At 70.6% G+C, this 22124-nt stretch carries 18 protein-coding genes and 1 pseudogene; 9 read left to right on the top strand and 10 right to left on the bottom strand.

Annotation, left to right across the window (positions count from 1 at the left end):
- The first annotated feature begins 10 nt into the window (after window positions 1–10).
- A complete protein-coding gene (locus C8E96_RS00275; protein ID WP_091371419.1) occupies window positions 11–1090 on the top strand; it encodes a tyrosine recombinase XerC in 1080 nt (359 codons plus the stop codon).
- Window positions 1062–1982: a FliA/WhiG family RNA polymerase sigma factor gene (locus C8E96_RS00270; protein ID WP_091370959.1), complete on the top strand. Its 921-nt coding sequence runs from the start codon at window positions 1062–1064 to the stop codon at window positions 1980–1982. Before C8E96_RS00275 ends, C8E96_RS00270 begins: the two co-directional genes overlap by 29 nt.
- 78 nt (window positions 1983–2060) lie before the next feature.
- Here the strand turns inward: C8E96_RS00270 and C8E96_RS33810 are convergent.
- Window positions 2061–3080, bottom strand: a pseudogene (locus C8E96_RS33810) (M23 family metallopeptidase); the annotation flags it as partial.
- Between the two features lie 356 nt (window positions 3081–3436).
- Here C8E96_RS33810 and rpsB point away from each other — a divergent pair.
- From rpsB to C8E96_RS00235, 6 genes are all read left to right on the top strand, one after another.
- Window positions 3437–4285 carry a 30S ribosomal protein S2 gene (rpsB, locus tag C8E96_RS00260; RefSeq protein WP_091370961.1) on the top strand — a complete coding sequence of 283 codons (849 nt, stop codon included), beginning with the start codon at window positions 3437–3439 and terminating at the stop codon, window positions 4283–4285.
- Window positions 4286–4386: 101 nt separating this feature from the next.
- Window positions 4387–5202 (top strand): translation elongation factor Ts, encoded by an 816-nt coding sequence (gene tsf / locus C8E96_RS00255; protein WP_091370962.1) that lies wholly within the window; start codon window positions 4387–4389, stop codon window positions 5200–5202.
- Window positions 5203–5304: 102 nt separating this feature from the next.
- Window positions 5305–6036, top strand: a complete 732-nt coding sequence (gene pyrH / locus C8E96_RS00250) for a UMP kinase (RefSeq protein WP_091370964.1) — start codon at window positions 5305–5307, stop codon at window positions 6034–6036.
- 25 nt (window positions 6037–6061) lie between these two features.
- Complete coding sequence (gene frr / locus C8E96_RS00245; protein ID WP_091370966.1) at window positions 6062–6619, top strand: ribosome recycling factor; 558 nt, start codon at window positions 6062–6064, stop codon at window positions 6617–6619.
- A gap of 81 nt (window positions 6620–6700) precedes the next feature.
- Window positions 6701–7549 carry a phosphatidate cytidylyltransferase gene (locus tag C8E96_RS00240; RefSeq protein WP_228769703.1) on the top strand — a complete coding sequence of 283 codons (849 nt, stop codon included), beginning with the start codon at window positions 6701–6703 and terminating at the stop codon, window positions 7547–7549.
- A 20-nt stretch (window positions 7550–7569) separates the two neighbouring features.
- Entirely contained in the window at window positions 7570–8322 is a 753-nt protein-coding gene (locus C8E96_RS00235; RefSeq protein ID WP_091370970.1) for a class I SAM-dependent methyltransferase, read from the top strand.
- Here the strand turns inward: C8E96_RS00235 and C8E96_RS00230 are convergent.
- The 5 genes from C8E96_RS00230 to C8E96_RS00210 form a co-directional block, all read right to left on the bottom strand.
- Complete coding sequence (locus C8E96_RS00230) at window positions 8319–8852, bottom strand: PadR family transcriptional regulator (protein ID WP_091370973.1); 534 nt, start codon at window positions 8850–8852, stop codon at window positions 8319–8321. The genes C8E96_RS00235 and C8E96_RS00230 overlap by 4 nt on opposite strands.
- Window positions 8853–9004: 152 nt before the next feature.
- Entirely contained in the window at window positions 9005–10255 is a 1251-nt protein-coding gene (locus C8E96_RS00225) for an ROK family transcriptional regulator (RefSeq protein ID WP_091370975.1), read from the bottom strand.
- Between the two features lie 36 nt (window positions 10256–10291).
- Entirely contained in the window at window positions 10292–14161 is a 3870-nt protein-coding gene (locus C8E96_RS00220; protein ID WP_091370977.1) for an endo-alpha-N-acetylgalactosaminidase family protein, read from the bottom strand.
- A gap of 126 nt (window positions 14162–14287) precedes the next feature.
- Complete coding sequence (locus tag C8E96_RS00215) at window positions 14288–16036, bottom strand: glycoside hydrolase family 35 protein (protein ID WP_091370979.1); 1749 nt, start codon at window positions 16034–16036, stop codon at window positions 14288–14290.
- 15 nt (window positions 16037–16051) lie between these two features.
- Window positions 16052–16939, bottom strand: a complete 888-nt coding sequence (locus C8E96_RS00210; RefSeq protein ID WP_091370981.1) for an SIS domain-containing protein — start codon at window positions 16937–16939, stop codon at window positions 16052–16054.
- Between the two features lie 125 nt (window positions 16940–17064).
- On the opposite strand from C8E96_RS00210, the gene C8E96_RS00205 reads away from it, so the two are divergent.
- On the top strand, window positions 17065–18153 hold the full coding sequence (locus C8E96_RS00205) for an ABC transporter ATP-binding protein (protein ID WP_091370984.1): 1089 nt from the start codon (window positions 17065–17067) through the stop codon (window positions 18151–18153).
- 194 nt (window positions 18154–18347) lie between these two features.
- On the opposite strand, the gene C8E96_RS00200 is transcribed toward C8E96_RS00205, so the two are convergent.
- Genes C8E96_RS00200 through C8E96_RS00185 form a run of 4 tightly spaced genes read right to left on the bottom strand, consistent with a single transcriptional unit; the run spans window position 18348 to window position 22108 of the window.
- Window positions 18348–19184, bottom strand: coding sequence for a class II fructose-bisphosphate aldolase (locus tag C8E96_RS00200; RefSeq protein WP_091370987.1), 837 nt, complete (start codon window positions 19182–19184; stop codon window positions 18348–18350).
- Window positions 19165–20091: a 1-phosphofructokinase family hexose kinase gene (locus tag C8E96_RS00195; protein ID WP_091370989.1), complete on the bottom strand. Its 927-nt coding sequence runs from the start codon at window positions 20089–20091 to the stop codon at window positions 19165–19167. The genes C8E96_RS00200 and C8E96_RS00195 overlap by 20 nt, the downstream gene beginning before the upstream one ends.
- Window positions 20088–21206, bottom strand: a complete 1119-nt coding sequence (gene nagA, locus C8E96_RS00190) for an N-acetylglucosamine-6-phosphate deacetylase (protein WP_091370991.1) — start codon at window positions 21204–21206, stop codon at window positions 20088–20090. The genes C8E96_RS00195 and nagA overlap by 4 nt, the downstream gene beginning before the upstream one ends.
- Window positions 21203–22108 (bottom strand): ROK family protein, encoded by a 906-nt coding sequence (locus tag C8E96_RS00185; RefSeq protein ID WP_091370993.1) that lies wholly within the window; start codon window positions 22106–22108, stop codon window positions 21203–21205. Before C8E96_RS00185 ends, nagA begins: the two co-directional genes overlap by 4 nt.
- Window positions 22109–22124 lie beyond the last annotated feature (16 nt).

Here is a 22124-nt window from a genome sequence, read left to right as displayed (position 1 = left end):
GGGCCCCGCCATGGCGCAGCGTCAGGGGGTGCCTCGCGCCTCCACCGGATCAAGCCGGGTCGACCTCCACCGGGTCCGATCCGCGCTGCCGGGCGAGGTCCGCACGGTTTTGGCCGACTACGAACGCCATTTGGCCCTGGAAAGGGGCCTGTCCCCGCACACGGTCCGCGCTTACGTCGGCGACGCGGTCTCGTTGCTCGGTCACCTCCACGGCCTCCTCGACAGCTCCGATGCGGAGTCCGAGTCCGGAACCGAGGCCGACAACGCTGACGCCGAGCGGCATACCGACCACCCCATCCAGCCAGGGGCGGGACTGCGCGGCGTCGGGCTTGATCTTGAAGGGCTGCGTGGGTGGCTCGCGGCGCAGTTGGGGGCCGGTGCCAGTCGGACGACCATGGCCAGGCGGTCGGCCTCGGCGCGGACGTTCACCGCATGGGCGCTACGGCGCGAGCACCTCGACGTCGATCCCGGGTCGCGGTTGGTGGCTCCGGTGCGGCACCGGACGCTGCCGTCGGTGTTGCGGCAGGACCAGGCGTCGGAGTTGATGCGGGTCTCGGCGGCGGGCGCGGCGCAGTTGGATCCGGTGGCACTGCGTGATCACGCGCTGTTGGAGTTGCTGTACGCCACCGGCATCCGGGTATCGGAACTCTGCGGGCTCGACATCGACGACGTCGATTCGGGGTCGCGGGTACTCAGGGTGATGGGCAAGGGCGGCAAGGAGCGGACGGTCCCGTTCGGGGTTCCGGCCGCCGCCGCGGTGTCGACCTGGCTTGACCGGGGTCGGCGGGCACTTGCACGCGACGATTCCCCGCCGGCACTGTGGCTCGGTACCCGTGGGGGACGGCTGCAACCAGCCAGTGTGCGGCGAATCGTGCACGACGCTTTGGGGGCGGTGTCGGGCGCCCCGGACATGGGCCCGCACGGCCTTCGTCACTCCGCGGCTACGCACCTGCTCGAAGGGGGTGCTGACCTTCGTAGCGTCCAGGAGCTACTTGGTCACGCTACGCTCTCGACGACCCAGCTCTACACCCACGTGACCGTCGAACGGCTGAAGGCGATCCATGACCGAACCCATCCCCGTTCCCGGTGACACCGGGGAAGGTTCTCGGACACCGGTGGCCCCGTCCCCGGAATCGAGACCCCCGGTGAACGGCACCGCCGTCTCCTTCGGGACCGGCGAGACCTCCGGCGTGCTGCCCGGAGACCAACGCACCGCCGACGACGTCGAAGCGGGCATCGTCGCCCTGTGGCGCAAGTTCGGCGAGCAGCGCGCGCACGGGCTCAGGGACCGGCTCGTCCTGCACTACGCACCGCTCGTCAAGTACGTGGCGGGACGGGTGGGCACCGGCCTGCCCTCGCACGTCGACGTGTCGGACCTGATCCAGTCCGGGATCTTCGGCCTGGTCGACGCCATCGAGAAGTTCGAGCCGGAGCGCGGCCTCAAGTTCGAGACCTACGCCATGCAGCGCATCCGCGGCGCGATCCTCGACGACCTGCGCGCCCAGGACTGGGTGCCGCGCACCGTCCGCGGCCGCGCCCGAGAGGTCGAACGCGGCATCGAACGCCTCGGCGCCAAACTCCAGCGCACCCCGAACGACGCCGAGCTCGCGGGCGAACTGGGCCTGACAGTCGGCGAACTGCGCGACGTCTACGCCCAACTCCAGCTGACCAGCGTCGTCGCGCTCGACGAACTCGCAGCCGCCGGGCGGGGATCGACCTCGCTGGCCGACACGCTCGAGGACGAGACCGCCGAGGACCCGGTGGCGCTGCTCGTCGACCAGGACAACCGCCGCCAGCTCGCCGAGGCCATCGGCAGGCTCGCCGAGCGCGACCGGGTCGTGGTCACCCTGTACTACTTCGAGAACCTCACCCTCGCCGAGATCGGCCGCGTCCTCGGCGTCACCGAGTCGCGGGTCTGCCAGCTGCACACCCGCGCCGTCCTCCGCCTCCGCGCGAAACTCCTCGAGGTCGCGGAAGTCTGAGGCACCGGACTCCCAGCCGGGTTCCACGGGGAGCAGTCGCACCCTCGGCGGGCGGATGAGCCACAGGGGCTCCAGGTAAATCCCGTCGCGCCGCACGCTCCAGTGCAGGCACGCGGCGGCGGGGCACCCTGGGTGGCCGGGGGCGAGCACCCCGATCCGCTCGCCACGGCGAACCCGCGCCCCGGCCACCACCGACGGCACCACCGGTTCGTACGCGGTGCGCAGACCGGCGTCGTGGTCGATGGCGATGACCTCGCGGTCGACCACCCGCCCGGCGAACGCCACCACACCGTCGCCCGCGGCGAGGACCGGCGTCCCAGGCGCGGCCGCCAGGTCGACACCGCGGTGACCGGGCCCATAGGGGCTCGATGGGGCTTGGAACGGCCGCACGATTTCGTGGGGTGGAGGAAGCGGCCAGGAGAAGCGGCCATCATCTGGCGGCTCAGGCCCAGGCCCAGGCCCACGCCCAGGCCCAGGCTCAGGCCCCGGACCCGGCTCCGGCTTCCAGGGCTCCGGCTCCGCGGCCCGGCCTCGGCCGGGCGGCCCGGCGGGATTGGAAGAGCCGTCACCGTGGGCCACACCGGGCGGGAGGGTGCGGTGATCCGCAGGACCGACCGGTCGTGGGGGTCGGTGGTGCGGTGGGTCCGTCTGTGGTGCGAGGCGGTGGTTCGCAGGGTCGGCTGGTGGTGTGGGGCGGTGAACGGGCAGGTCCGCCTGTAGTGCGAGGTGGTGGTCCGCAGGATCAACCGGTCGTGGGGGGCGGTGATCGGGCAGGTCCGCCGGTGGGGGACCGCCATTGGGTGGGTCGGCTGGTGGTGTGGGGCGGTCCGGCGGGGTGAGGGCGTTGCCGCGTGGTCGGGTCGGATCGCTCGGGCCTCCCGGCACGGCCCGATGAACGGGGGTTGCGCCGATCGGGCCGACCCAGGCGACTTCGGCGGAGCTGGTGGCTTCAGGACCGGTGGTCAGGCCCGCGCCCGCCTGCCACAACCAGCCCGCCGCCACAGCCCCCGACGTCACCCCCACCACCACCCCCAGAAGCGCCGCGAAGATCACCACACGGTGGCGGTGGCGGCGGTGTTCGCGCTGGTGAAGGGGCATACGACAAGCCTGCCGGGGCCCATCCAGCGGCACCAGGGCGTGATCAGATCTGTGGATGAATCCGGGCCCTGTGGATAACCGCGGGCTCCGATTCTCGATTCCGACCCTGACCGGCGTACACTTCGATCCGCGTCTCGTGGCGACATGAGGCGACTTCGCGTGCCAGTGCGCGTTCGCGGCCACCGACAGTGGCAGCCGCGGCATAAAGGGCGATCGACGGTCCCGTTCTCACCAGCGGGTTCGGCCGCCCGCACGGCACCAGGGCCTGCAGGTCACCGACTTGCGGCGACAACCGAGTACGCGCGCCACGGCCCAACCGCCGGGCGCGCCCGAAATGAAGAGGTGCGAACCCGGCCATGGCCGTCGTCACCATGAGGCAACTGCTGGATTCCGGCGTGCACTTCGGGCACCAGACCCGCCGCTGGAACCCGAAGATGAAGCGCTACATCCTGACTGACCGCAACGGTATCTACATCATCGACCTGCGGCAGACCCTGACCTACATCGACCGCGCCTACGAGTTCGTCAAGGAGACTGTCGCCCACGGCGGCTCGATCCTTTTCGTCGGCACGAAGAAGCAGGCGCAGGAAGCCATCGCCAACGAGGCGCTGCGCGTCGGCATGCCCTACGTGAACCAGCGCTGGCTGGGCGGCATGCTCACCAACTTCTCCACCGTGCACAAGCGTCTTCAGCGCCTCAAGGAGCTGGAGTCGATGGAGCAGACCGGTGGCTTCCAGGGTCTCACCAAGAAAGAGATCCTGATGCTGACCCGCGAGAAGGACAAGCTCGACCGCACCCTCGGCGGTATCCGCGACATGGCGCGCGTTCCCAGCGCCATCTGGATCGTGGACACCAAGAAGGAGCACATCGCGGTCGGCGAGGCGCGCAAGCTGCACATCCCGATCGTGGCGATCCTCGACACCAACTGCGACCCGGACGAGGTCGACTACCCGATTCCGGGTAACGACGACGCGATCCGCTCCGCCGCGCTGCTGACCAAGGTGGTGGCCGAGGCCGCCGCCGCCGGTCTCATCGCGCGCTCGGGTGCCCGCAACGGCGCCGACAAGCCGGAAGCGGGTGCTGCCACCGAGCCGCTGGCCGAGTGGGAGCAGGAGCTGCTCAAGGGTGCCGAGACCGCCGCCGCCGATGGCGAGCAGGCCGTCGCCGCGGTCGAGGCCGCGACCGAAACCCCCGCCGAGTCCTGATCTCGGCTCGCGGTGGCCGCCCTGGACCACACGGTCCGGGGCGGCCATCGCGCCACAAACTAAGCGAACGCGCGTAACCGAAGAAGGACGGAAAACGCACGATGTCGAACTTCACCGCGGCCGACGTCAAGAAGCTCCGGGACCTCACCGGCGCCGGAATGATGGACTGCAAGAAGGCGCTGACCGAGACCGACGGCGACTTCGAGAAGGCCGTTGAGATCCTGCGCATCAAGGGCGCCAAGGACGTGGGCAAGCGCGCCGAGCGCGCCACCGCCCAGGGCCTCGTCGCCGCCGACGGCGGTGTCATGGTCGAGCTGAACTGCGAGACCGACTTCGTCGCCAAGAACGAGGAGTTCCAGGCGCTGGCGAACAAGATCGTCGCCGTCGCCCGCGACACCAAGGCCACCGACGTCGACACCCTCAAGGCCGCCGAGCTCGATGGCGGCACCGTGGGCGACGCCGTGCACAACCTCTCGGCCAAGATCGGCGAGAAGCTCGAGCTCCGCCGCGTCGTCGTCTTCGACGGCCCCGCGACCACCTACCTGCACCGCCGCGCCTCCGACCTGCCGCCCGCCGTGGGCGTGCTGGTCGAGTACTCCGGCGACGGTGAAGAGGTGGCCCGTTCGGTCGCCATGCAGATCGCCGCGATGAAGCCGCGCTACGTCACCCGTGACGAGGTGCCCGCCGACGTCGTCGCGACCGAGCGCCGCATCGCCGAGGAGACCGCCCGCGAAGAGGGCAAGCCCGAGGCCGCGCTGCCGAAGATCGTCGAAGGCCGGGTCAACGGCTTCTTCAAGGACGTCGTGCTGACCGAGCAGTCCTCGGTCGTCGACTCCAAGAAGTCGGTCAAGGCCATCCTCGACGAGGCGGGCGTGACCGTGAGCCGCTTCGCGCGCTTCGAGGTCGGCCAGGCCTGACACAGGGCCTAAGCGGGCCCTAACAGCAACACAGTGACTAGGGTTATGCCCCGTCCCCGGTACCGACCGAGGGCGGGGCATAGTCACGAGGAGGGGTCTTACGTGACTCAGAACGGCAGCTTCCGCCGAGTCCTGCTCAAGCTGGGCGGCGAGATGTTCGGCGGCGGCGAGGTCGGTGTCGACCCGGACGTCGTCTACGCGGTGGCCCGGCAGATCGCCGACGTCGTCCGCGGCGGCGTGCAGACCTCCATCGTCATCGGCGGTGGCAACTTCTTCCGCGGCGCGGAGCTGAGCCAGCGCGGGATGGACCGCGACCGGGCCGACTACATGGCGATGCTGGGCACCGTCATGAACTGCCTCGCCCTGCAGGACTTCCTGGAGAAGGAAGGCATCGACACCCGCGTCCAGACGGCCATCACCATGGGCCAGGTCGCCGAGCCCTACATCCCGCGCCGCGCCGAGCGGCACCTGGAGAAGGGCCGCGTGGTCATCTTCGGCTGCGGGGTCGGCATGCCGTACTTCTCCACCGACACCGCCGCCGCGCAGCGCGCCCTGGAGATCGGCTGCGACGCGGTGCTGATGGCCAAGGCCGTCGACGGTGTCTACGACGCGGACCCGAAGCTCGACCCGAACGCGAAGATGTTCACCGACATCACCCACCGCGAGGTGCTGGAGCGTGGACTCAAGGTCGCCGACGCGACCGCGTTCAGCCTTTGCATGGACAACAACATGCCGATCATCGTGTTCAACCTTCTGACGGAGGGGAACATCGCCCGCGCTGTGCGTGGTGAGAGGATCGGCACGCTGGTCAGTACGCCCGCGAAGTCAGCGTGACCCACTGCATTTAAGGAGCGCCCCCTTGATCGACGAGACACTCCTCGACGCCGAGGAGAAGATGGAAAAGGCCGTGTCGGTGGCCAAGGAGGACATGAACTCCGTCCGCACCGGTCGCGCGACGCCGTCGATGTTCTCTCGCATCCACGTCGAGTACTACGGCTCGATGACCCCGCTCAACCAGCTGGCGAGCGTCGCGGTCCCCGAGGCGCGGATGGCGGTCGTGAAGCCGTACGACGCCACCCAGCTCAACGCCATCGAGAAGGCGATCCGGGACTCCGACCTGGGCGTCAACCCGAGCAACGACGGCAGCATCATCCGCATCGTCATCCCGCAGCTCTCCGAGGAGCGCCGCAAGGAGATGGTGAAGGTCGCCAAGACCAAGGGTGAGGACGCCAAGATCTCGATCCGCAGCGTCCGCCGCAAGGCCAAGGAAGAACTCGACCGGCTGGTGAAGGACGGCGAGTCGGGTGAGGATGACGTGGTCCGCGCCGAGAAGGAACTGCAGAACCTGACCGACAAGTACGTCCACCAGGTCGACGAGATCGTCAAGCACAAGGAAGCCGAGCTGCTCGAGGTCTGACCTCGAACAGCTGGCAAGGAGTACGCGGAGATGGTGGCCGGGCCCGTCGGGGAGCTGGAGCATGAATCTAGGGACCACCCGGTGACAGCCGGAAGCGCGGATCTTCCCGCGCCGAACGTCTCGCGCGCGGGCCGCAACCTGCCCGCGGCGATCGGTGTCGGCGTGGTGCTCGGCGGGGCTGTGCTGCTCGCCCTGCTCACGGTCCGGCATGTGTTCATCGGGATCGTGGCGATCGCGGTCGCGGTGGCGACGTGGGAACTCGTGGGCGCGCTCAAGCGCGGCGCGGGGATCGACGTGGCGCTGTGGCCGGTGCTGATCGGTGGCCAGGCGATGGTGTGGCTGTCGTGGCCACTCGGTCGCGACGGCCTGCTCACCGGGTTCGTGGTGACGATCCTGGCGTGTCTGCTGTGGCGGTTGCGCGGTGGTGTCGAGGGCTACCTGCGTGACGCGAGCGCGTCAATCTTCACCGCGGCCTACGTGCCGCTGTTCGCCGCTTTCGCGGCGATGCTCGTGGTCCCCGCCGACGGCGCGGCCCGGGTGCTCTGCTTCATGATCCTCGTGGTCAGCTCCGACACCGGCGGGTACGTCGCCGGTGTGCTGTTCGGCAAGCACCCGATGGCGCCGGTGATCAGCCCGAAGAAGTCCTGGGAGGGCTTCTGCGGTTCGGTGGTCGCCGGTGTCGTCGCGGGTGCGCTCACCGTCCACTTCATGCTGGGCGGCGAGGTCTGGGAGGGCGTGCTGTTCGGTATCGCCATCGTCGCCACCGCCACCTTGGGTGACCTGGTGGAATCGGTGATCAAGCGCGATCTTGGCGTGAAGGACATGGGCACGCTGCTGCCGGGGCACGGTGGCCTGATGGACCGGATGGATTCGCTGCTTCCGTCGGCTGTTGTCTCCTGGCTTCTGCTTCGCCTGTTCGTCCCCGCCTGATTTGTGCTTATGTGGGTGGTATGGGGATGGTCGCGCGCGCTAGGGCACGGTTGATCACGTCGTTGCGCGCGTCGGAGATCGTGCCGAGCCCCAACATCTGGCATTGGCCCGAGGTTTACGAGACCGAGAACCGCGCCCAGGACGCCGAGGGCACGCTGTGGCGACTCCTCGGCGACCTGTGCGACTGGTCGGGCGACGTCCTGGACGTGGGCTGCGGCGACGGCTTCCACCTGCCGCGATTCGCCTCGGCGGCCCGATCGGTGCTCGGGGTCGAGCCACATCCGCCGCTCGTCGAGCGGGCCCGTGCCCGGATCGCGAAGATGCCCGGGATCACGGTGGCGCCGGGGTCGGCGCAGGAGCTGCCGGTCGGCGACGCGACGTTCGATGTGGTGCACGCCAGAACGGCGTATTTCTTCGGCCCCGGCTGCGACCCGGGACTGCGTGAGGCCGACCGCGTGCTGCGGCCCGGCGGCACGCTGGTGATCGTCGATCTCGACGCGGCGCGCCCGCCGTACGGCCGGTGGATGCGGGCCGACCTGCCGGATTACGACCCGGCGGAGGTCGACAAGTTCTTCGACCTCAAAGGGTTCACCCGCCACCGGGTCTCCACGGTGTGGCGCTTCGCCGACCGGGAGAGCATGGCGGCCGTCCTGCGGATCGAGTTCTCGGCGGCCGTGGCGGCGCGCGCGCTCGCGGAGGTGCCGGGACTCGAGTTCACCGTGGGCTACCGGGTCCTGATCCGGCGCAAGCCCACCGGCCTGATCTTGTCTTAGTCCTCTTCGCCGAGGACCGCGTAGAGCTGGCGCCGAGCCTCGTTGATGATCTCGATCGCCTTGGCCTTCTGCCGGGCGTTCGCGGCCTGGGAGACCCCGATGACGGCCGCGCTGAACTGGCCCATGGCGCCACGCAGGCTGACCTCGGCCGGGTCGACTCCCGCGGTGACGTGATCCCACGGCGCGGTATCGCCGAACTGCTCGACGGCGGCGGTCCCGTCCTCGGTCAGCTCGAACAGGCGCTTGCCGCCGTCCCCGTCCGCCGCGCGGACCAGGCCTTCATCGGCGAGCAACTGCAGCGTGGGGTAGACCGAGCCCGGGCTCGGCTTCCAGAAGCCGCCGGTGCGCTGGGCGATCTCCTGAATCATCTCGTAGCCGTGCATCGGCCGGTCTTTGAGCAGCGTCAGCAGGGCCGCGCGGACGTCGCCGCGGCGCTGGCGCCCACCCGGGCCGCGACGTCCGCGTCCGCCCGGACCGTGTCCGCCGAACCCGGGCGGGAACGGGGGAAATGGGGGGAACGGCGGGGTCATCTCGGCCTCCGGGTCGAAGTGCTAGTCCGCCACCCCGGAATTTTGAGCCTGGTCCTGACGCGGGTCACCCGCGGTCGCGTTGTAGCCGGGGTCGTCTGGCGTCACGGTCCCCTTAGGTAGCTGTTGTCATGGGGGTTAAGAGCGGATGAGGACTACTTGCTCAGGCGCTCCATGCAGGCGACTGGGTCCGTGAAGACGGCTTCCAGTGCGGTGTGGGCGGCTCCTCGAGCGGGGCCGGTGAAGCCGAAGCCGGAGGTCCTGATCTCGCAGCCGCCCGCCTGGCCCGCGATGGCCCGCGCCTCCACCGCACCACGGACGTGGGTGAGGAGGTGGTCGCCGAAGTAGGAGAAGTAGCCGCCGAGGATTACCGCTCGGGGGCTGAGCACGTCGATCAGCATGCCCACGACGACGCCTAGGCCCTGCCCGACCATCCCCAGCGCGGCCAGGACAGCGGGGTCGCCCGCGTCGGCGCGAGCTCGCAGGTCGGTCATCAGCTGCTCGAGGTCACGCAAGTCGTGCGGTGGGTCGGCCACGGCGTCGAGAAACGCCGTCACCGCGACGGTGGCCTCCACGCACCCGTTGCGTCCGCACGGGCAGGCGAGGTCGGGATTGCCCAGCGGCAGGTGGCCGATCTCGCCCGCGAAGCCCATGGCGCCGCGCAGGATCTGCCCGTCGACCAGGATTCCGGCGCCCACTCCCAGTCCGCCGGTCACGTAGAGCAGGTCGTGGATGCCCTCGGCGCGGGCCACGGCGTACTCGGCGACCGCGCCGAGCCGGGCGTCGTTGTCGATGAGTATCGGGGGGATGTTCGCGGGCAGCCGCTCGGTCAGTCCGGCGACCAGGGCCACCTCCGACCAGCCGAGTGGGGCGGCGAAGCGGATCACGCCCGTGTCGCGGTCCATCTGGCCCGGCGCGGCGATGGTGACGCCGAGGACCTGGCTGCCCGCCGCGCCCAGGACCGTGAGGGCGTCGTCGATGAGTCCCGCGACGGCGGCGAGCACGGTGTCGGGGTCGGCCCGGTCGAAGGCGATGGCGTGGTCGTGCAGGACGTCGTCGCGCAGGTCGAGCGCGACCGCGCGGGCGCCGGTGGCGGCGATCTCCACGCCCAGGCCGCAGAAGGCCGTGCCGCGCAGCTCCACTGTCTGCCGGGGCCTGCCGACCGCGCCGGCCCTCGTGGCGTCGGTCTGATAGACCAAGTCGAGCTCGATCAGCTCGCTGACCAGCGTCGACACCGTCGCCTTGGGCAGCCCCAGATCCTCCGCGAGCTGGGTCTGCGACCGCGACCCGTGGGTGTTGAGGTCACGCAGTACCAACCCGAGGTTGGCCCGGCGGATGGCGGTGCGGCTGGCCACCTCACCGGACCGGACAAGGGGGACCGGAACGTCCGCTCGTGTCATGCGCATCGTTTCCGGTCCCCCTTGGTCGATCCCACTACTTTCCTACACCCCGGTGACGTTCAGCTCGGCGACCGACGCCCAAGGCCCGCCCGCCTGCTCCGAGGTGGCGCGGAACTTGACGTACCGCCCCGGTTTCGCCGTGAAGCAGGCATCGGACTCGGCCGTCGTGTTGGCGAACGTCCCGGTCTTCACCGCCGTGCCCCACGTCGTGCCGTCCGCGGAAACGTAGACCTCGTAACCCGCGACTTTGCCGTTGACCCCACTCTGCCTGGGCAGGTGGTGCAGGCACGACACCGAGTACGACCGGCCGAGGTCGAGCACGAGCTCGTGTGGGTACGCCGCGTCCGGGTCGACCTGCGACCACGCGGTGTGCCACAGCGTGTCCGCCACGCCGTCGAGCACGTTGGCGGCGCCGCCGTTGGTCGCGGTGTCCGCACTGGACACCGACTCGATCGTGATCCCCGACTGCGGGATCCTTGACGCCGCCTTGTATCCGACGTTCAGCTCGGCCACCGCGGTCCACGGGTTGCCGCCGACCTCCGACAGCGCGCGCAGCCGCACGTGCCGGGCCTGCCGGGCGGTGAAGGTGACCGCCTGCTCCGTCGTGGTGTTCTGGAACGTGCCGGTCGCCGCCGCCGTTCCCCAGTTCACCCCGTCGGTCGAGGTGTACACCTCGTAGTTCGCGATCCGCCCGTTGCTCTGGGTCTGTCGCGGCAGGTAGTACACAGTGGACACGTTGTAGGTCGCGCCGAGGTCCACCCGGATCTCGTGCGGCATCGGGTCCGAACCACCGGACCACTTGGTGTGCCAGATGGTGCTCGAGTTGCCGTCCAACACGTTCGCCGCGGCGCCGTTCTCGCCCGTGGTCTCCTGCGAGTCCACATAGGACACCGACATCCCGGACTGCGGCACCCGCACTACGTCGCCGCCGGAGCCGGGGCCGAGGTCGTCGACCACCAGGTCGTCGAGGATCAGGTCGGCCTCGTTGTTCGAGTTCTCCGGGGTCAGCTTGCGGACACCGATCCAGGCGTTGGGGCCCGCGGTGAACGTCTTGCTGAACACCGTGGTCGTCCGCGCCTGGGCGAAGTTCGTGGAGCTGGTCTCCGAGGCGCCCGAGCCGGTGACGAAGGCGTACTCGTTGCCGAACCCGGCCTGGTAGTTGGCCGTCACCTTGTACTGCCTGCCCTCGGTGAACCGCAGCGTCTGCGGCACCGTCTGGTAGATCAGCCGCTGCCGTTCCTCGTGCGCCTTCAGGGAGTTCTCGCCGGTGATCACGTCGTCGACCAGCTTGCCGTTCCAGCCCGCCTGGGTGTACGGCGCGTTGCGCTGGGCGATGTGGGTGCGCGGGTCGTTCTGCGAACCGCCGCCGACCACGAACGGGCCCCAGCCCGCGTCGACGTTCTCGAAGTCCTCGACGAAGTAGTGCCCGTTCAAGGGCGTGCGTCCCGATCGGACCACGCGCACGTCGTCGAAGATCACGGTGCCCGAGCCGGTCGCGGTCGAGAGCGCCAGGGTGGCGGTGGTCTGCCCGGCGGGGACGTCGAAGAGGACCTTCATCCGCTGCATCGTCGTGCCGTTCTTCTCACTGCCCCCCGCGGCCTGGGTGACCCCGGACCAGTCGGCGTACACCGACGCGGCTGTCCCGCCGGTGGGAGTCACGCTCAGCGTGGCCTTGCGGCCCGCGGGAGTCGATACCCACACCGACGCCGAGTACGTGCCCGCGGTCAGCCCGGTGAGCTGCTGGGACACCGTCGGCGTGGCGTTCGCCCCGACGGTCAGCTCGTTCTGGCCGGATCCGTTGCGGGTGACCGAGGCGCCCGTCCCGGTGACCGACCACGCCGACAGGTTCCCGGCGTAGAAGCCCGGGTCCTTCACCGGCGTGCCCTGGCCCCAGCCCGCGTCGCCCTGGGCAGGCGCCGCGCCGTTGTAGACGACGTAGGCGGTGTTCGCGGAGGCGTTCAGCGAGACCTGCCCGCCGGTGACGGCCAGGTCGCCGACGAGCACGCGCCCGCCGTCGGTGAGCTGGTAGAGCTTCGGCGCGGTCCAGCCCGCGGGCAGGGTCCACGTCGTGCTGCCGCCGGAGCCGTTCCAGTGGTAGAGCTTGTTGTCGCGGGGGAGGAGATAGGCGTTGCCGCGCAGCATTTCCCGGCCGTTGTCGCGGATGACCTTCGTGCCGCCCGCGTTGGTCACGCTGACGCCGTTGGCCAGCGCCACCGTGTCGGTGGTCCACTTGGTGATCGGCGCGTTCTGCAGGTACTTCGTTGGCAGGTTCGTCCCGAAAGTGGTGCGCAGGAAGGCGTTGAAGTCCTTCTTGCCCTGCCAGCCCTCGTACGCCTCGAGTTCCGCGCCGCCGAGCAGCGGGTGCCGGACGATCCAGTCGTCGCGGGTGTGGTTGCCGATGAACCGGGCGAGCTGGGAGTTGATCCCCTTGTAGTTGGTGCCGCCGTAGTTCACGTCGGCCGACCAGTGCGTCCACACGGTGTTGTCGATCAGCTTGTCCGGGAACTCGGTCGCCATCTGCCAGCCGAGCCCGTTGATGTCACGCGCCAGCTTGCGGGAGAGGTAGCCGTCCTCCCACCAGACGTCCACGTAGAGGAAGTCCAGCCCGGGCACGGTGGTCTTCAGCTGGTTGAGTCGGGCGAGCCGGTCGCCGGACTGGCCGTCGCGGCGGGTGTCCACCATGTACGACTGGTCCAGCCAGTCCCAGCCCAGCCTGCCGTCGTGCATTGCCGGGTTGAACGTGCTCGACACCGCGTACTCCTCGGTGGCGTTGACGTGCACGCCGATGTCGGCGTTGAGGCCCTCGGCGGCTTCGGTCAGCGCGCGCAACTCGGCGGCGCCACCCATCTTCGGGCCGACGTAGCCGTAGTCCATGTGCGCGGAGTCGTGGCCTTCGGAGCCGTAGCCCTTGAGCAGCACGAACTGTCCGAGCCCGTCGGTGGCCCTGGCGACCCGCTTGGTCTCGTCGAGGGTCTGCGGGAACGGGTGCGTGGCCTGGGAGGCGAAGTTGAACGGGATGCGCTGCACCACGCGGTCCGCGGTGTGCTCCCAGCCCTGCGGCGCCGTCCAGATGTCGCGGGCGGCGACGGCGGCGTCCTGCCAGTCGACCACGCTGTCACCGTTGCGGTCGCGGGTGATCGCGACCTTCGCGTAGGGCAGCGGCTCGGTGTCGGTCAGCGCCGCGCCCGCGGGCCGGTAGAGCCAGTCGCCGCTCCACAGCCCGGCCCGGCGGTAGCCCGTCTTCGCCACGACCTGCTTCTGCAGCCGCCCGTTCTCGTCGGCGTTGGGGTCGGTGTCGGAAAGGTTGTCGTAGTAGGAGTTCGACACGATCGCGGCGCCGAGCGTCGAGGTGTTGGCCACGGCGAACATCGCCCCGGTGGGCGCGGTGTCGGCGGGCGTCGACGAGGTGATCGCGGTGAACGTGTCGCCGGTGCCGGTGGTCGCGGTGTTCATCCGCGCCGTGGCGAGCGCGGCGCCGGTCTGGCTGCTGCGCACGGAAACCAGGTTGTGGCCCGGAATGGCCAAAGTGGACACCCGCAGAGAGGCGGTGTCGCTGATGCCGGTCACCGCGAACTGCACGACGGACCCGCTCACCGAGAGCCGGGCGTCGATGGTGACGCCGGAGAACGAGAGCTTGTAGTCGACTCGGTCGGTCGCGACGGTCGAGGTGACGGTCGGGGTGTAGGTGATGCCGTTGACCCGGATCTGGGTGAGGACGTCCTCGTTGCCGTGCAGTACGGCGCTGCTCGTGCGGTCGGTGTAGCTGATCACGCGGGGGAAGCTGTCGTCGACGCTGACGGACAGGGCGGGCGAGGTGATGGTGACCGCCGCGCCCTCGGCGGCGGCGGTCACGACGGGGAGGGATAAGGAACCGGCTATCAAGGCAAGCGTCAGCGGGACTTGGGCACGCATGCGCACTCCTGCAGGGGGTAGGAGAGTTAGTTCAGCTAGTGTTCTAACTCACTTTGTCCACGTCAAGAGCTCGGCTGCAAAAAAGTGCTCGAATTAAGTCGACCAAGACCAACTTCGCGCAGAAAATCAGCCCAGTGAGCCCCGGAAGACGTCCGGTTCGCCCAGCGCGGGTTCGGCCATGAAGCGGACAGTGTCGCTGTCTCCGGGATGAAGGTCCAGCACCACGACCTCATTGGCTCCTTCGACCAGTACCGGCTTCGGCACGTAGAGCCGGGTCTGCGGGCCGCGGTCCCAGTAGCGGCCCAGGTTGAAGCCGTTGACCCACACCACGCCCTTGGTGAACCCGGGCAGGTCGACGAAGGTGTCCGCGGGCTCGTCCACCCGCAGCACGCCGCGCCGGTACACGGGCCCACCGGTCTGCTGTCCAAAGTGGATCTTGCCGACCTCGGTCAGGCGCAGGACTTCCCAGCCGGTCAGCGCGACGCCGTCGACCAGCACGCCGCCGAGCAGGCCCTTGCGGTCGTGCAGGTGCGGGCCGTAGTTCACCCGGCCCTGGTTCTCCAGCAGGATCTCCACCAGCGCGCCCCCCGGCGGCAGTGCCACCGTGTCGCCCTCGCCGTCGCGCTCCAGCACCCCGACCTCCACGCCGTCCACAAGCACCTGCGCGCGGTCGTGCACGACGGGGAGCCGCAAGGTCGTCGCTCCAGCGGGAAGGCTCGCGCGGTAGACGGCGAACCCGTGTCCGATCCCGGCTTCCTCGACGGTGGGCGGCTGGTCGAACCGGCCCACCGACACCAGGTTGCGCAGAACGGCGGCGCTCTCGGTGAGCCGCACGTCGCCGAATCCGGCCAGGCGCACGGCGGGCGGGTCCTCGGTGAGGGGTTCTCCCAGATGCTTGGCGATCACCTCGCGGAACGCCTCGAACTTCGGTGTCGGCGCGCCCCACTCGCTCAGCGGCGCGTCGTAGTCGTAGGAGGTGATGGTCGGCTCGAACCCGGCACCGTGGTTGGCGCCGTTGAGGTAGCCGAAGTTGGTGCCGCCGTGCCACATGTAGAAGTTCACCGACGCGCCCGCGGCCAGGATGTCGTCCAGGGTCGCCCCCGCGTCCAGCGGGTCGCGCTCGTGGTGGCGCTCGCCCCAGTGGTCGAACCAGCCGCACCAGAACTCCATGCACATCAGCGGGCCGTCGGGTCGGTGCCCGCGGAACGCCTTGAACGCCTCCTCCGCGCGCGAGCCGAAGTTCACGGTGCCGAGCACGCCGTCGACGAGGCCGTTGGTGAGCATGTGCTCCTCCGGGCCGTCCGAGGTGAACAGCGGCACGTCGACACCGCGGCGCAGTAGGACGTCCCGAAGGTGCGTCAGGTAGTCGGGGTCCGCGCCGTAGGAGCCGAACTCGTTCTCCACCTGCACCATCAGCGCGGGCCCGCCGCGGGTGGTCAGCATCGGCAGCAGCTTGGGGATCAGCACGTCGAACCAGGCGTCGACCGCGTCGAGGAACGGCTGGTAGGAGCTGCGCAGTCGCATGTCCGGGTCCCGCAGCAGCCACCAGGGCAGACCGCCGAGTTCCCACTCCGCGCAGATGTACGGGCCGGGCCGCAGCAGCACGAACAGCCCGGCTTCCTCGGCCAGGGCGACGAACCGCTCGACGTCGAGGCCGCCGCTGAAGTCGTGCCTGCCCGGCTCGGGCTCGTGCAGGTTCCACGGCAGGTAGGTCTCCACCGTGTTCAGCCCCATCGCCCGCGCGGCGGCGAGGCGGTCGGCCCACTGGTCCGGGTGCACGCGGAAGTAGTGCAGGGCGCCGGAGAGCAGTCGGATCGGTTCGCCGTCGAACAGGAAGTCCTTGCTGCCGACAACGAACCGGGGGGAGTCGCTCATGGGTGTCCTAAACGGTCAGACGGGCTGCGGGAGGATGACCGACCTGGTCAGGTTGCGGGGGTGGTCCGGGTCGAGCCCGTGGACCTCCGCGATCGCCGAGGCCAGCCGCTGGGTGAGGACCAGGTCGGCCATCGGGTCGAGGTTCGAGGTGACCAGGGTGCCGCCCGCGGCGGTGATCTCGTCGCCGAGTCCGGCGGGAAGCTCGCCGATCATCCAGACCACGCGGCCGAGTTCGGTCACGCTGATCGGGCCGTGCCGGTACTCCATCGCCGGGTAGGACTCACTCCAGGCCGCGGACTCCTCGCGCAGCTTCAGCGCGGCCTCGTGCGCGAGCCCGACAGTCCAGCCGCGACCGAGGAAGGTGAACTGGGCGGCGTGGACGACGTCCGGCGGGAGCGGCAGCGTGATCGCCTCGCTCAGGTCCGTGATGGCCGGTCCGAGGTCCTCGCCGAGCCCGGCCCGCAGCAGCGCCAGGGTCGTGGTGGCGAACCGGGTCTGCACCAGCGCGCGCTCGTCGGCGAAGGCGAGCGGGATGACGTCGTCGGCGAAGCGGGACACCGGCGAATCCGGATCCGCGGTGACCGCGACCGTCCGGGTGCGGGGTGGCAGAGCGCGCAGCAGGTCGACGACCTCGCTGGTCGCGCCCGAGCGGGTCAGCGCGATGACCGTGTCGTACGTGCGGGCCTCCGGGAACTCCGACGCCGCGAAGGCGTCGGTCCGGCCGTGTCCGCGCTGTTCGCGCAGAGCCGCGTAGGACTCCGCGATGAACCGCGAGGTGCCGCAGCCGACCACGGCGACGCGCTCACCGGACTGCGGCAGCACGCGCGCCAGATCGGCGGCCAAGTCGACCGCTCGGCTCCAGCACTCGGGCTGGCTGGCGATCTCGCTGGTGATGAAGGACATGGCGACCCTCCGTCCGGACCGGGGAACTGGCGACAGCGTACACAAAGCTGTTCACAACTGTTGACTTATGGTTGTAACGCCATAGAATTTCGCATGTTCTTGCACTCTTACCTTTGGAGCCCCTCATGGCCGGTGTTTCGTACCGCGGTGTCACGCGCCGCTATCCCGGCGTGGAGCGTCCCGCCCTCGCGGAACTCGACCTGAAGATCGAACAAGGGGAGCTGCTCGTCCTGGTCGGTCCGTCGGGCTGTGGCAAGTCGACCACCCTGCGGATGCTCGCCGGGCTGGAGCCGGTGGACGACGGCGAGATCTGGATCGGCGACCGCGACGTCACCTCGCTGCCGCCGAAGGACCGCGACATCGCCATGGTGTTCCAGAGCTACGCGCTCTACCCGCACATGACCGTGGCCGAGAACATCGGCTTCCACCTGCGCATCAGCAAGGTGGAGAAGGTCGAGCGGGAGCGCCGCGTGCTGGAGGCGGCCAAGCTGCTCGACCTGGAGAAGTACCTGGACCGCAAGCCCGCCAAGCTCTCCGGCGGTCAGCGCCAGCGGGTCGCGATGGGCCGCGCGATCGTGCGCAGGCCGCAGGTCTTCCTGATGGACGAGCCGCTGTCGAACCTCGACGCCAAGCTGCGCGTGCAGACCCGCACCCAGATCGCCACCCTGCAGCGGCGGCTCGACGTCACCACCCTCTATGTCACCCACGACCAGGTCGAGGCGATGACGATGGGCGACCGGGTCGCGGTGCTCAAGGACGGGGAGCTGCAGCAGTGCGACACCCCGATCGCCCTGTTCTCCCGGCCCGCCAACCTGTTCGTCGCCGGGTTCATCGGCTCGCCCGCGATGAACCTGCTCTCGGCCACAGTGGACAACGGCGACGCGGTGTTCGGCGGGCAGCGGGTGCCGCTGTCCCGTGCCCAGCTCCGCGACCTGACCAGCCCCGAGGTGGTCGTCGGCGTGCGTCCGGAGAACTGGCGCGTCGGCGCCCAGGGTTCGCGGGGGATGGCGGTGACCATCGAGGTCGTGGAGGAGCTCGGCAGCGACGGATTCCTTTACTGCCGCCCGGATGGCGCCCCCGACCACGAGCCGATCGCGGTGCGGACCGAAGGCATGTCCCGCGCGATGCGCGGAGAACGCATCACTCTCGTCCCCGACGTCGAGCGCCTACACGTGTTCGACGCCGCGTCCGGGTTGCGGCTCGACGGAGAGTGAGCCGGTCCCGGCGGGTGCGGTCGAGGAGGCCGCATCCGCCGGGATCGCGCTGTCTGCGGGTGCCGAGGATCTTGGGCGACCGCGCTGTTTCTTGCTCTGGTGCGGAGTCCCTGGGGTGGCATCGCGTGCGACGCCCCCACGCGCAGGGCCCGGCGGGTGCGGTCGAGGAGGCCGCACCCGCCGGGATCGCGCGGTCAGCGTGCTGCGAGAACCTCAAGCAGCCGCGCCGCTTCCTTGCCCACCGCGGCACGGCCCGCGGCGACATACTTCCGACTGTCCACAGTGGTCGTGTGCTCGGCCAGGTAGGCGCGCACGGCCTCGGTGAAGACCTTGCTCAGCTGGGTAGCGATGTTGACCTTCGTCATCCCCGAGCGCACGGCCTCGGCGAGATCCGGGTCGGCGACACCGGACGAACCGTGCAGCACCAGCGGCACCGGCACCGCCTCCCGCAGGGCCGCGATCAGAGCGAAGTCCAAAGACGCGTCCCTGGTCAGCATCGCGTGCGACGACCCGACGGCGACCGCCAGCGCGTCGACCCCGGTCGCCTCGACGAACTCCACCGCCTCGCCCGGATTCGTCCGCACCCCAGGCGCGTGTACCCCGTCCTTGCCGCCCACCTCGCCCAGTTCGGCCTCCACCCACACCCCGTGGCGGTGGCAGTGCTCGACGACCTCCTTGGTGCGGGCCACATTCGCCGCGTAGTCCAAAGTGGAGCCGTCGTACATGACCGACGAGAAGCCCAGCCGGACCGCCTCGTGGACCAGGTCCACCGACTCCGCGTGGTCGAGGTGCACGGCCACCGGCACGTCCGCCGCCCGCGCCACCGCGAGGGTCGCGACGCCGATCGGCTCCAGCGCGCCGTGGTAGCGCACGCAGTTCTCGCTGATCTGCAGAATCACCGGCGCACCCGCCGCGGACGCGCCTTCGACCAGCGCCTCGGCGTGCTCCAGGTGGATCACGTTGAACGCGCCCACCCCGCGGCCCGCCGCCCGGGCGGGCCCCACGATCTGGTCAGTTCCGACTAGCGGCATCGAGTTCCTCCACGTTCACCCCGGCACGCAGCTCGTCGCGCGTGCCCTCGTCGATATCTCCCGCGAGGGGCGCGGCGACCGCCGCCGCGGACCACGCCACCGCCTCGCGAATCAAGTCCGGCCAAGGGTTTCCGGCCACCAGGCCCGCCGCGAGCGCCGCGACGCCCGCGTCACCGGCCCCGGTCGGGTTGCCGCTGATCCGCCGCCCGGGCCGGGCCCGCCAGCAGCCGTCGGCGGTGACCGCGACCATCCCGTCGGGGCCGAGCGAGGCCACCACCGCGCCCGCGCCCGCCCGCCGCAGTGCCTGCGCGGCCGCCACCGGGTCGGATTCACCGGTGGCCTCGAACAACTCGACCGCGTTCGGCTTCACCACGTCCGCGCCCGCCGCGATGCCCGCCAGCAGCGGGTCGCCGCTGGTGTCGAGGATGGTGCGGCAGCCGTGCTCGCGGGCGATGCCGACCAGGTCGGCGTAGGCGTCGACGCCCAGCCCCGGCGGCAGGCTGCCGGAGAGCACCACGAGCCGGGCGTCGGCGAGCAGTCCGGCGAAGTGACCGCGGAAACCGGCCCACTCGGCGGCGGTGACCGTCTCGCCCGGCTCGTTGAAGACGGTGGCGTCGCCGTCGGCGACGACAGTGACGGTGCGCCGAGACTCGGCGGCGACCTCGAACGGGTGGAACTCGACGTGCGCGGCGGCCAGGTCGCGGTCCAGCAGGCCGCCGGTCGGACCGCCCACCAGCCCGGTCGCGATCACTGGGATACCTTGGCGGGCAAGCACTCGGGCCACATTGATGCCCTTGCCGCCCGCCCGGCTGCTGACCGACGTCACCCGGTGGCTGCCGTTGGGCAGTAGCGCGGGCACCACGTAGGTGACGTCGAGGGCGGCGTTCGCGGTGACGGTGACGATCACCGGACCCACCTTCCCTTGGCCAGCACTCGGCGCACCCCCAGTCGGGCGTCGAGCACCACCAGGTCCGCGTCCATGCCGGGGGCGAGAGTGCCGATTCGGTCGAGCCCGAGCACCGCCGCCGGGGTGGCGCTCGCGGCGCGCACGGCGTCGGCCAGCGGGATACCGGAGTCGACCGCGTTGCGCACGGCGGCGTCCATGGTCAGGGTGCTGCCCGCGAGGGAACCGCCGTTGGCCAGCCGGGCCACGCCCGACTCGACCCGGACATCGAGCCCGGAGAGCCGGACCTCGCCGTCGCCCATGCCGGTCGCCGAGATCGCGTCCGTGATCAGCGCGGTGGACTTCTTGGTGCGCAGCACATGCGCGACCAGGTCCGGGTGCAGATGGACGCCGTCGTTGATCAGCTCGACGGTCACCCGGTCGTCGTCGAGGAGGGCGAGCACGGGACCGGGATCGCGGTGGCCCATCGCGGGCATGCCGTTGAACAGGTGTGTGGCGAGCCGGGCGCCCGCGTCGATCGCGGTCCGGGTCCGCGCGAGGTCCGCGCCCGTGTGTCCGATCGCCGCCACCACACCGCGTGCGGTGAGCAGCGCGATCGCGGCGATCGCGCCGGGCCGCTCGGGGGCGATCGTGACCACCCGGACGGTGCCCGCACCCGCGTCGAGCAGCGTTTCGAGCAGGTCGGGATCAGGGTCGATCAGCAGCGCCGGGTCGTGGGCGCCGCAATGGGAGGAGGCCAGGAACGGGCCTTCCAGGTGGATACCCGCGATCACCCCGGCGCGCGCGAGCGGAGCCAGCCCGGCCGTCGCGGCGACCAGCTCGTCGATCGGTGCGGTCACCAGGCTGGCCAGGATCGTGGTCGTGCCGTGGCCGAGGTGGAAGTCGCGGGCGGCCTGGGCTTGGGCGGGGTCCTGGAAGGACGCGCCGCCGCCGCCGTGGACGTGCAGGTCGACGAACCCCGGCACCACCGGGTCGCCGCCGAGTTCGATGGTGTCGCCCGGGGGCGGCGATCCGTCGCCGAGCGCTTCCACGCGCCCCTCCCGGACCGCGATCCAGCCGCGGTCCAGCCAACCGGTGGCGGTGAGGATCCGCCCGCCGCTCAGCACTTCGGTCGTCATTCACCGCTCCGGGTCTGCAGGTGGTCCAGGGCGAGCAGGGCGGCGCCGAGGCAGGCCGCCTGGTCGCCGAGCGCGGCCGCGACCACCGTGGGCACGCGCTGGAAGGTCAGCCGCGCGCCGAGTCGCGCGCGCAGCGGGTCGAACAGGGCCGGGCCCGCGCCGGAAAGCCCGCCGCCGATGACGACGACCTCCGGCGCGAGCACGGTCACCACGGTGGCCAAGGTGTCGGCGAGGGCGTCGACACCTTGGTTCCAGACCTGCGCGGCGACCACGTCCCCGGCGCGCATCCGGTCGAGGACCTCCAGCGCGGCGGACACGTCTTCGCCGGTCAGGGCGCTGTAGCGGCGGGCGAGCGCGCTCGCCGACCCCACTGTCTCCAGGCAGCCGCGGCCCCCGCAGGGGCACGGCTCGCCATCCGGTTCGACGACCAGGTGGCCGATCTCCCCGGCGTAGCCGCCCGCGACGACCATCGCGCCGTCGGCGATGAACGCCGCGGAGACGCCGGTGCCGACCGGGACGAAGGCGACGTCCTGGTAGCCCTTGGCGGCCCCGAGCCGCCACTCGGCCAGGGCGCCGGCGCGCACGTCGTGGCCGATGGCGGTGGGCCTGCCGGTGCGGTCGGCGAGGTCGGCGAGGTCCAGGTCGCGCCAGCCCAGGTTCACCGAGAACCGGGCGATCCGCGCGGTCTCGTCGACCAGTCCGGGAAACACCACACCCGCCGCCGCGACCGGGGCGTCGGCCAGCTGATCCAGCTCCGCGAGCACCTTGGTGACCGCGTCGAGCACGGCGTCGGCGCCGTACGGGGTCGGGCGGCGCAGGGTGTGGCGGACCCGAAGGTCGCCGTCGACCAGCGCCGCCTTGATGGTTGTGCCGCCGATGTCGACGGCGGCGACCAAGCTCACCGGAATGACGCTAGCC

The organism is Actinokineospora alba (assembly GCF_004362515.1).
In the GTDB taxonomy this organism is placed as follows: Bacteria; Actinomycetota; Actinomycetes; order Mycobacteriales; family Pseudonocardiaceae; genus Actinokineospora; species Actinokineospora alba.
This window is presented reverse-complemented; position numbering and strand designations above follow the sequence as displayed.

Bases quoted from the DNA above. Each gene is read 5' to 3' on its own strand.
- C8E96_RS00275 (WP_091371419.1), top strand. From the start codon at position 11: ATGGCGCAGCGTCAGGGGGTGCCTCGCGCCTCCACCGGATCAAGCCGG.
- C8E96_RS00270 (WP_091370959.1), top strand. From the start codon at position 1,062: ATGACCGAACCCATCCCCGTTCCCGGTGACACCGGGGAAGGTTCTCGG.
- rpsB (WP_091370961.1), top strand. From the start codon at position 3,437: ATGGCCGTCGTCACCATGAGGCAACTGCTGGATTCCGGCGTGCACTTC.
- tsf (WP_091370962.1), top strand. From the start codon at position 4,387: ATGTCGAACTTCACCGCGGCCGACGTCAAGAAGCTCCGGGACCTCACC.
- C8E96_RS00235 (WP_091370970.1), top strand. From the start codon at position 7,570: ATGGGGATGGTCGCGCGCGCTAGGGCACGGTTGATCACGTCGTTGCGC.
- C8E96_RS00230 (WP_091370973.1), bottom strand. From the start codon at position 8,852: ATGACCCCGCCGTTCCCCCCATTTCCCCCGTTCCCGCCCGGGTTCGGC.
- C8E96_RS00225 (WP_091370975.1), bottom strand. From the start codon at position 10,255: ATGCGCATGACACGAGCGGACGTTCCGGTCCCCCTTGTCCGGTCCGGT.
- C8E96_RS00220 (WP_091370977.1), bottom strand. From the start codon at position 14,161: ATGCGTGCCCAAGTCCCGCTGACGCTTGCCTTGATAGCCGGTTCCTTA.
- C8E96_RS00215 (WP_091370979.1), bottom strand. From the start codon at position 16,036: ATGAGCGACTCCCCCCGGTTCGTTGTCGGCAGCAAGGACTTCCTGTTC.
- C8E96_RS00210 (WP_091370981.1), bottom strand. From the start codon at position 16,939: ATGTCCTTCATCACCAGCGAGATCGCCAGCCAGCCCGAGTGCTGGAGC.
- C8E96_RS00205 (WP_091370984.1), top strand. From the start codon at position 17,065: ATGGCCGGTGTTTCGTACCGCGGTGTCACGCGCCGCTATCCCGGCGTG.
- C8E96_RS00200 (WP_091370987.1), bottom strand. From the start codon at position 19,184: ATGCCGCTAGTCGGAACTGACCAGATCGTGGGGCCCGCCCGGGCGGCG.
- nagA (WP_091370991.1), bottom strand. From the start codon at position 21,206: ATGACGACCGAAGTGCTGAGCGGCGGGCGGATCCTCACCGCCACCGGT.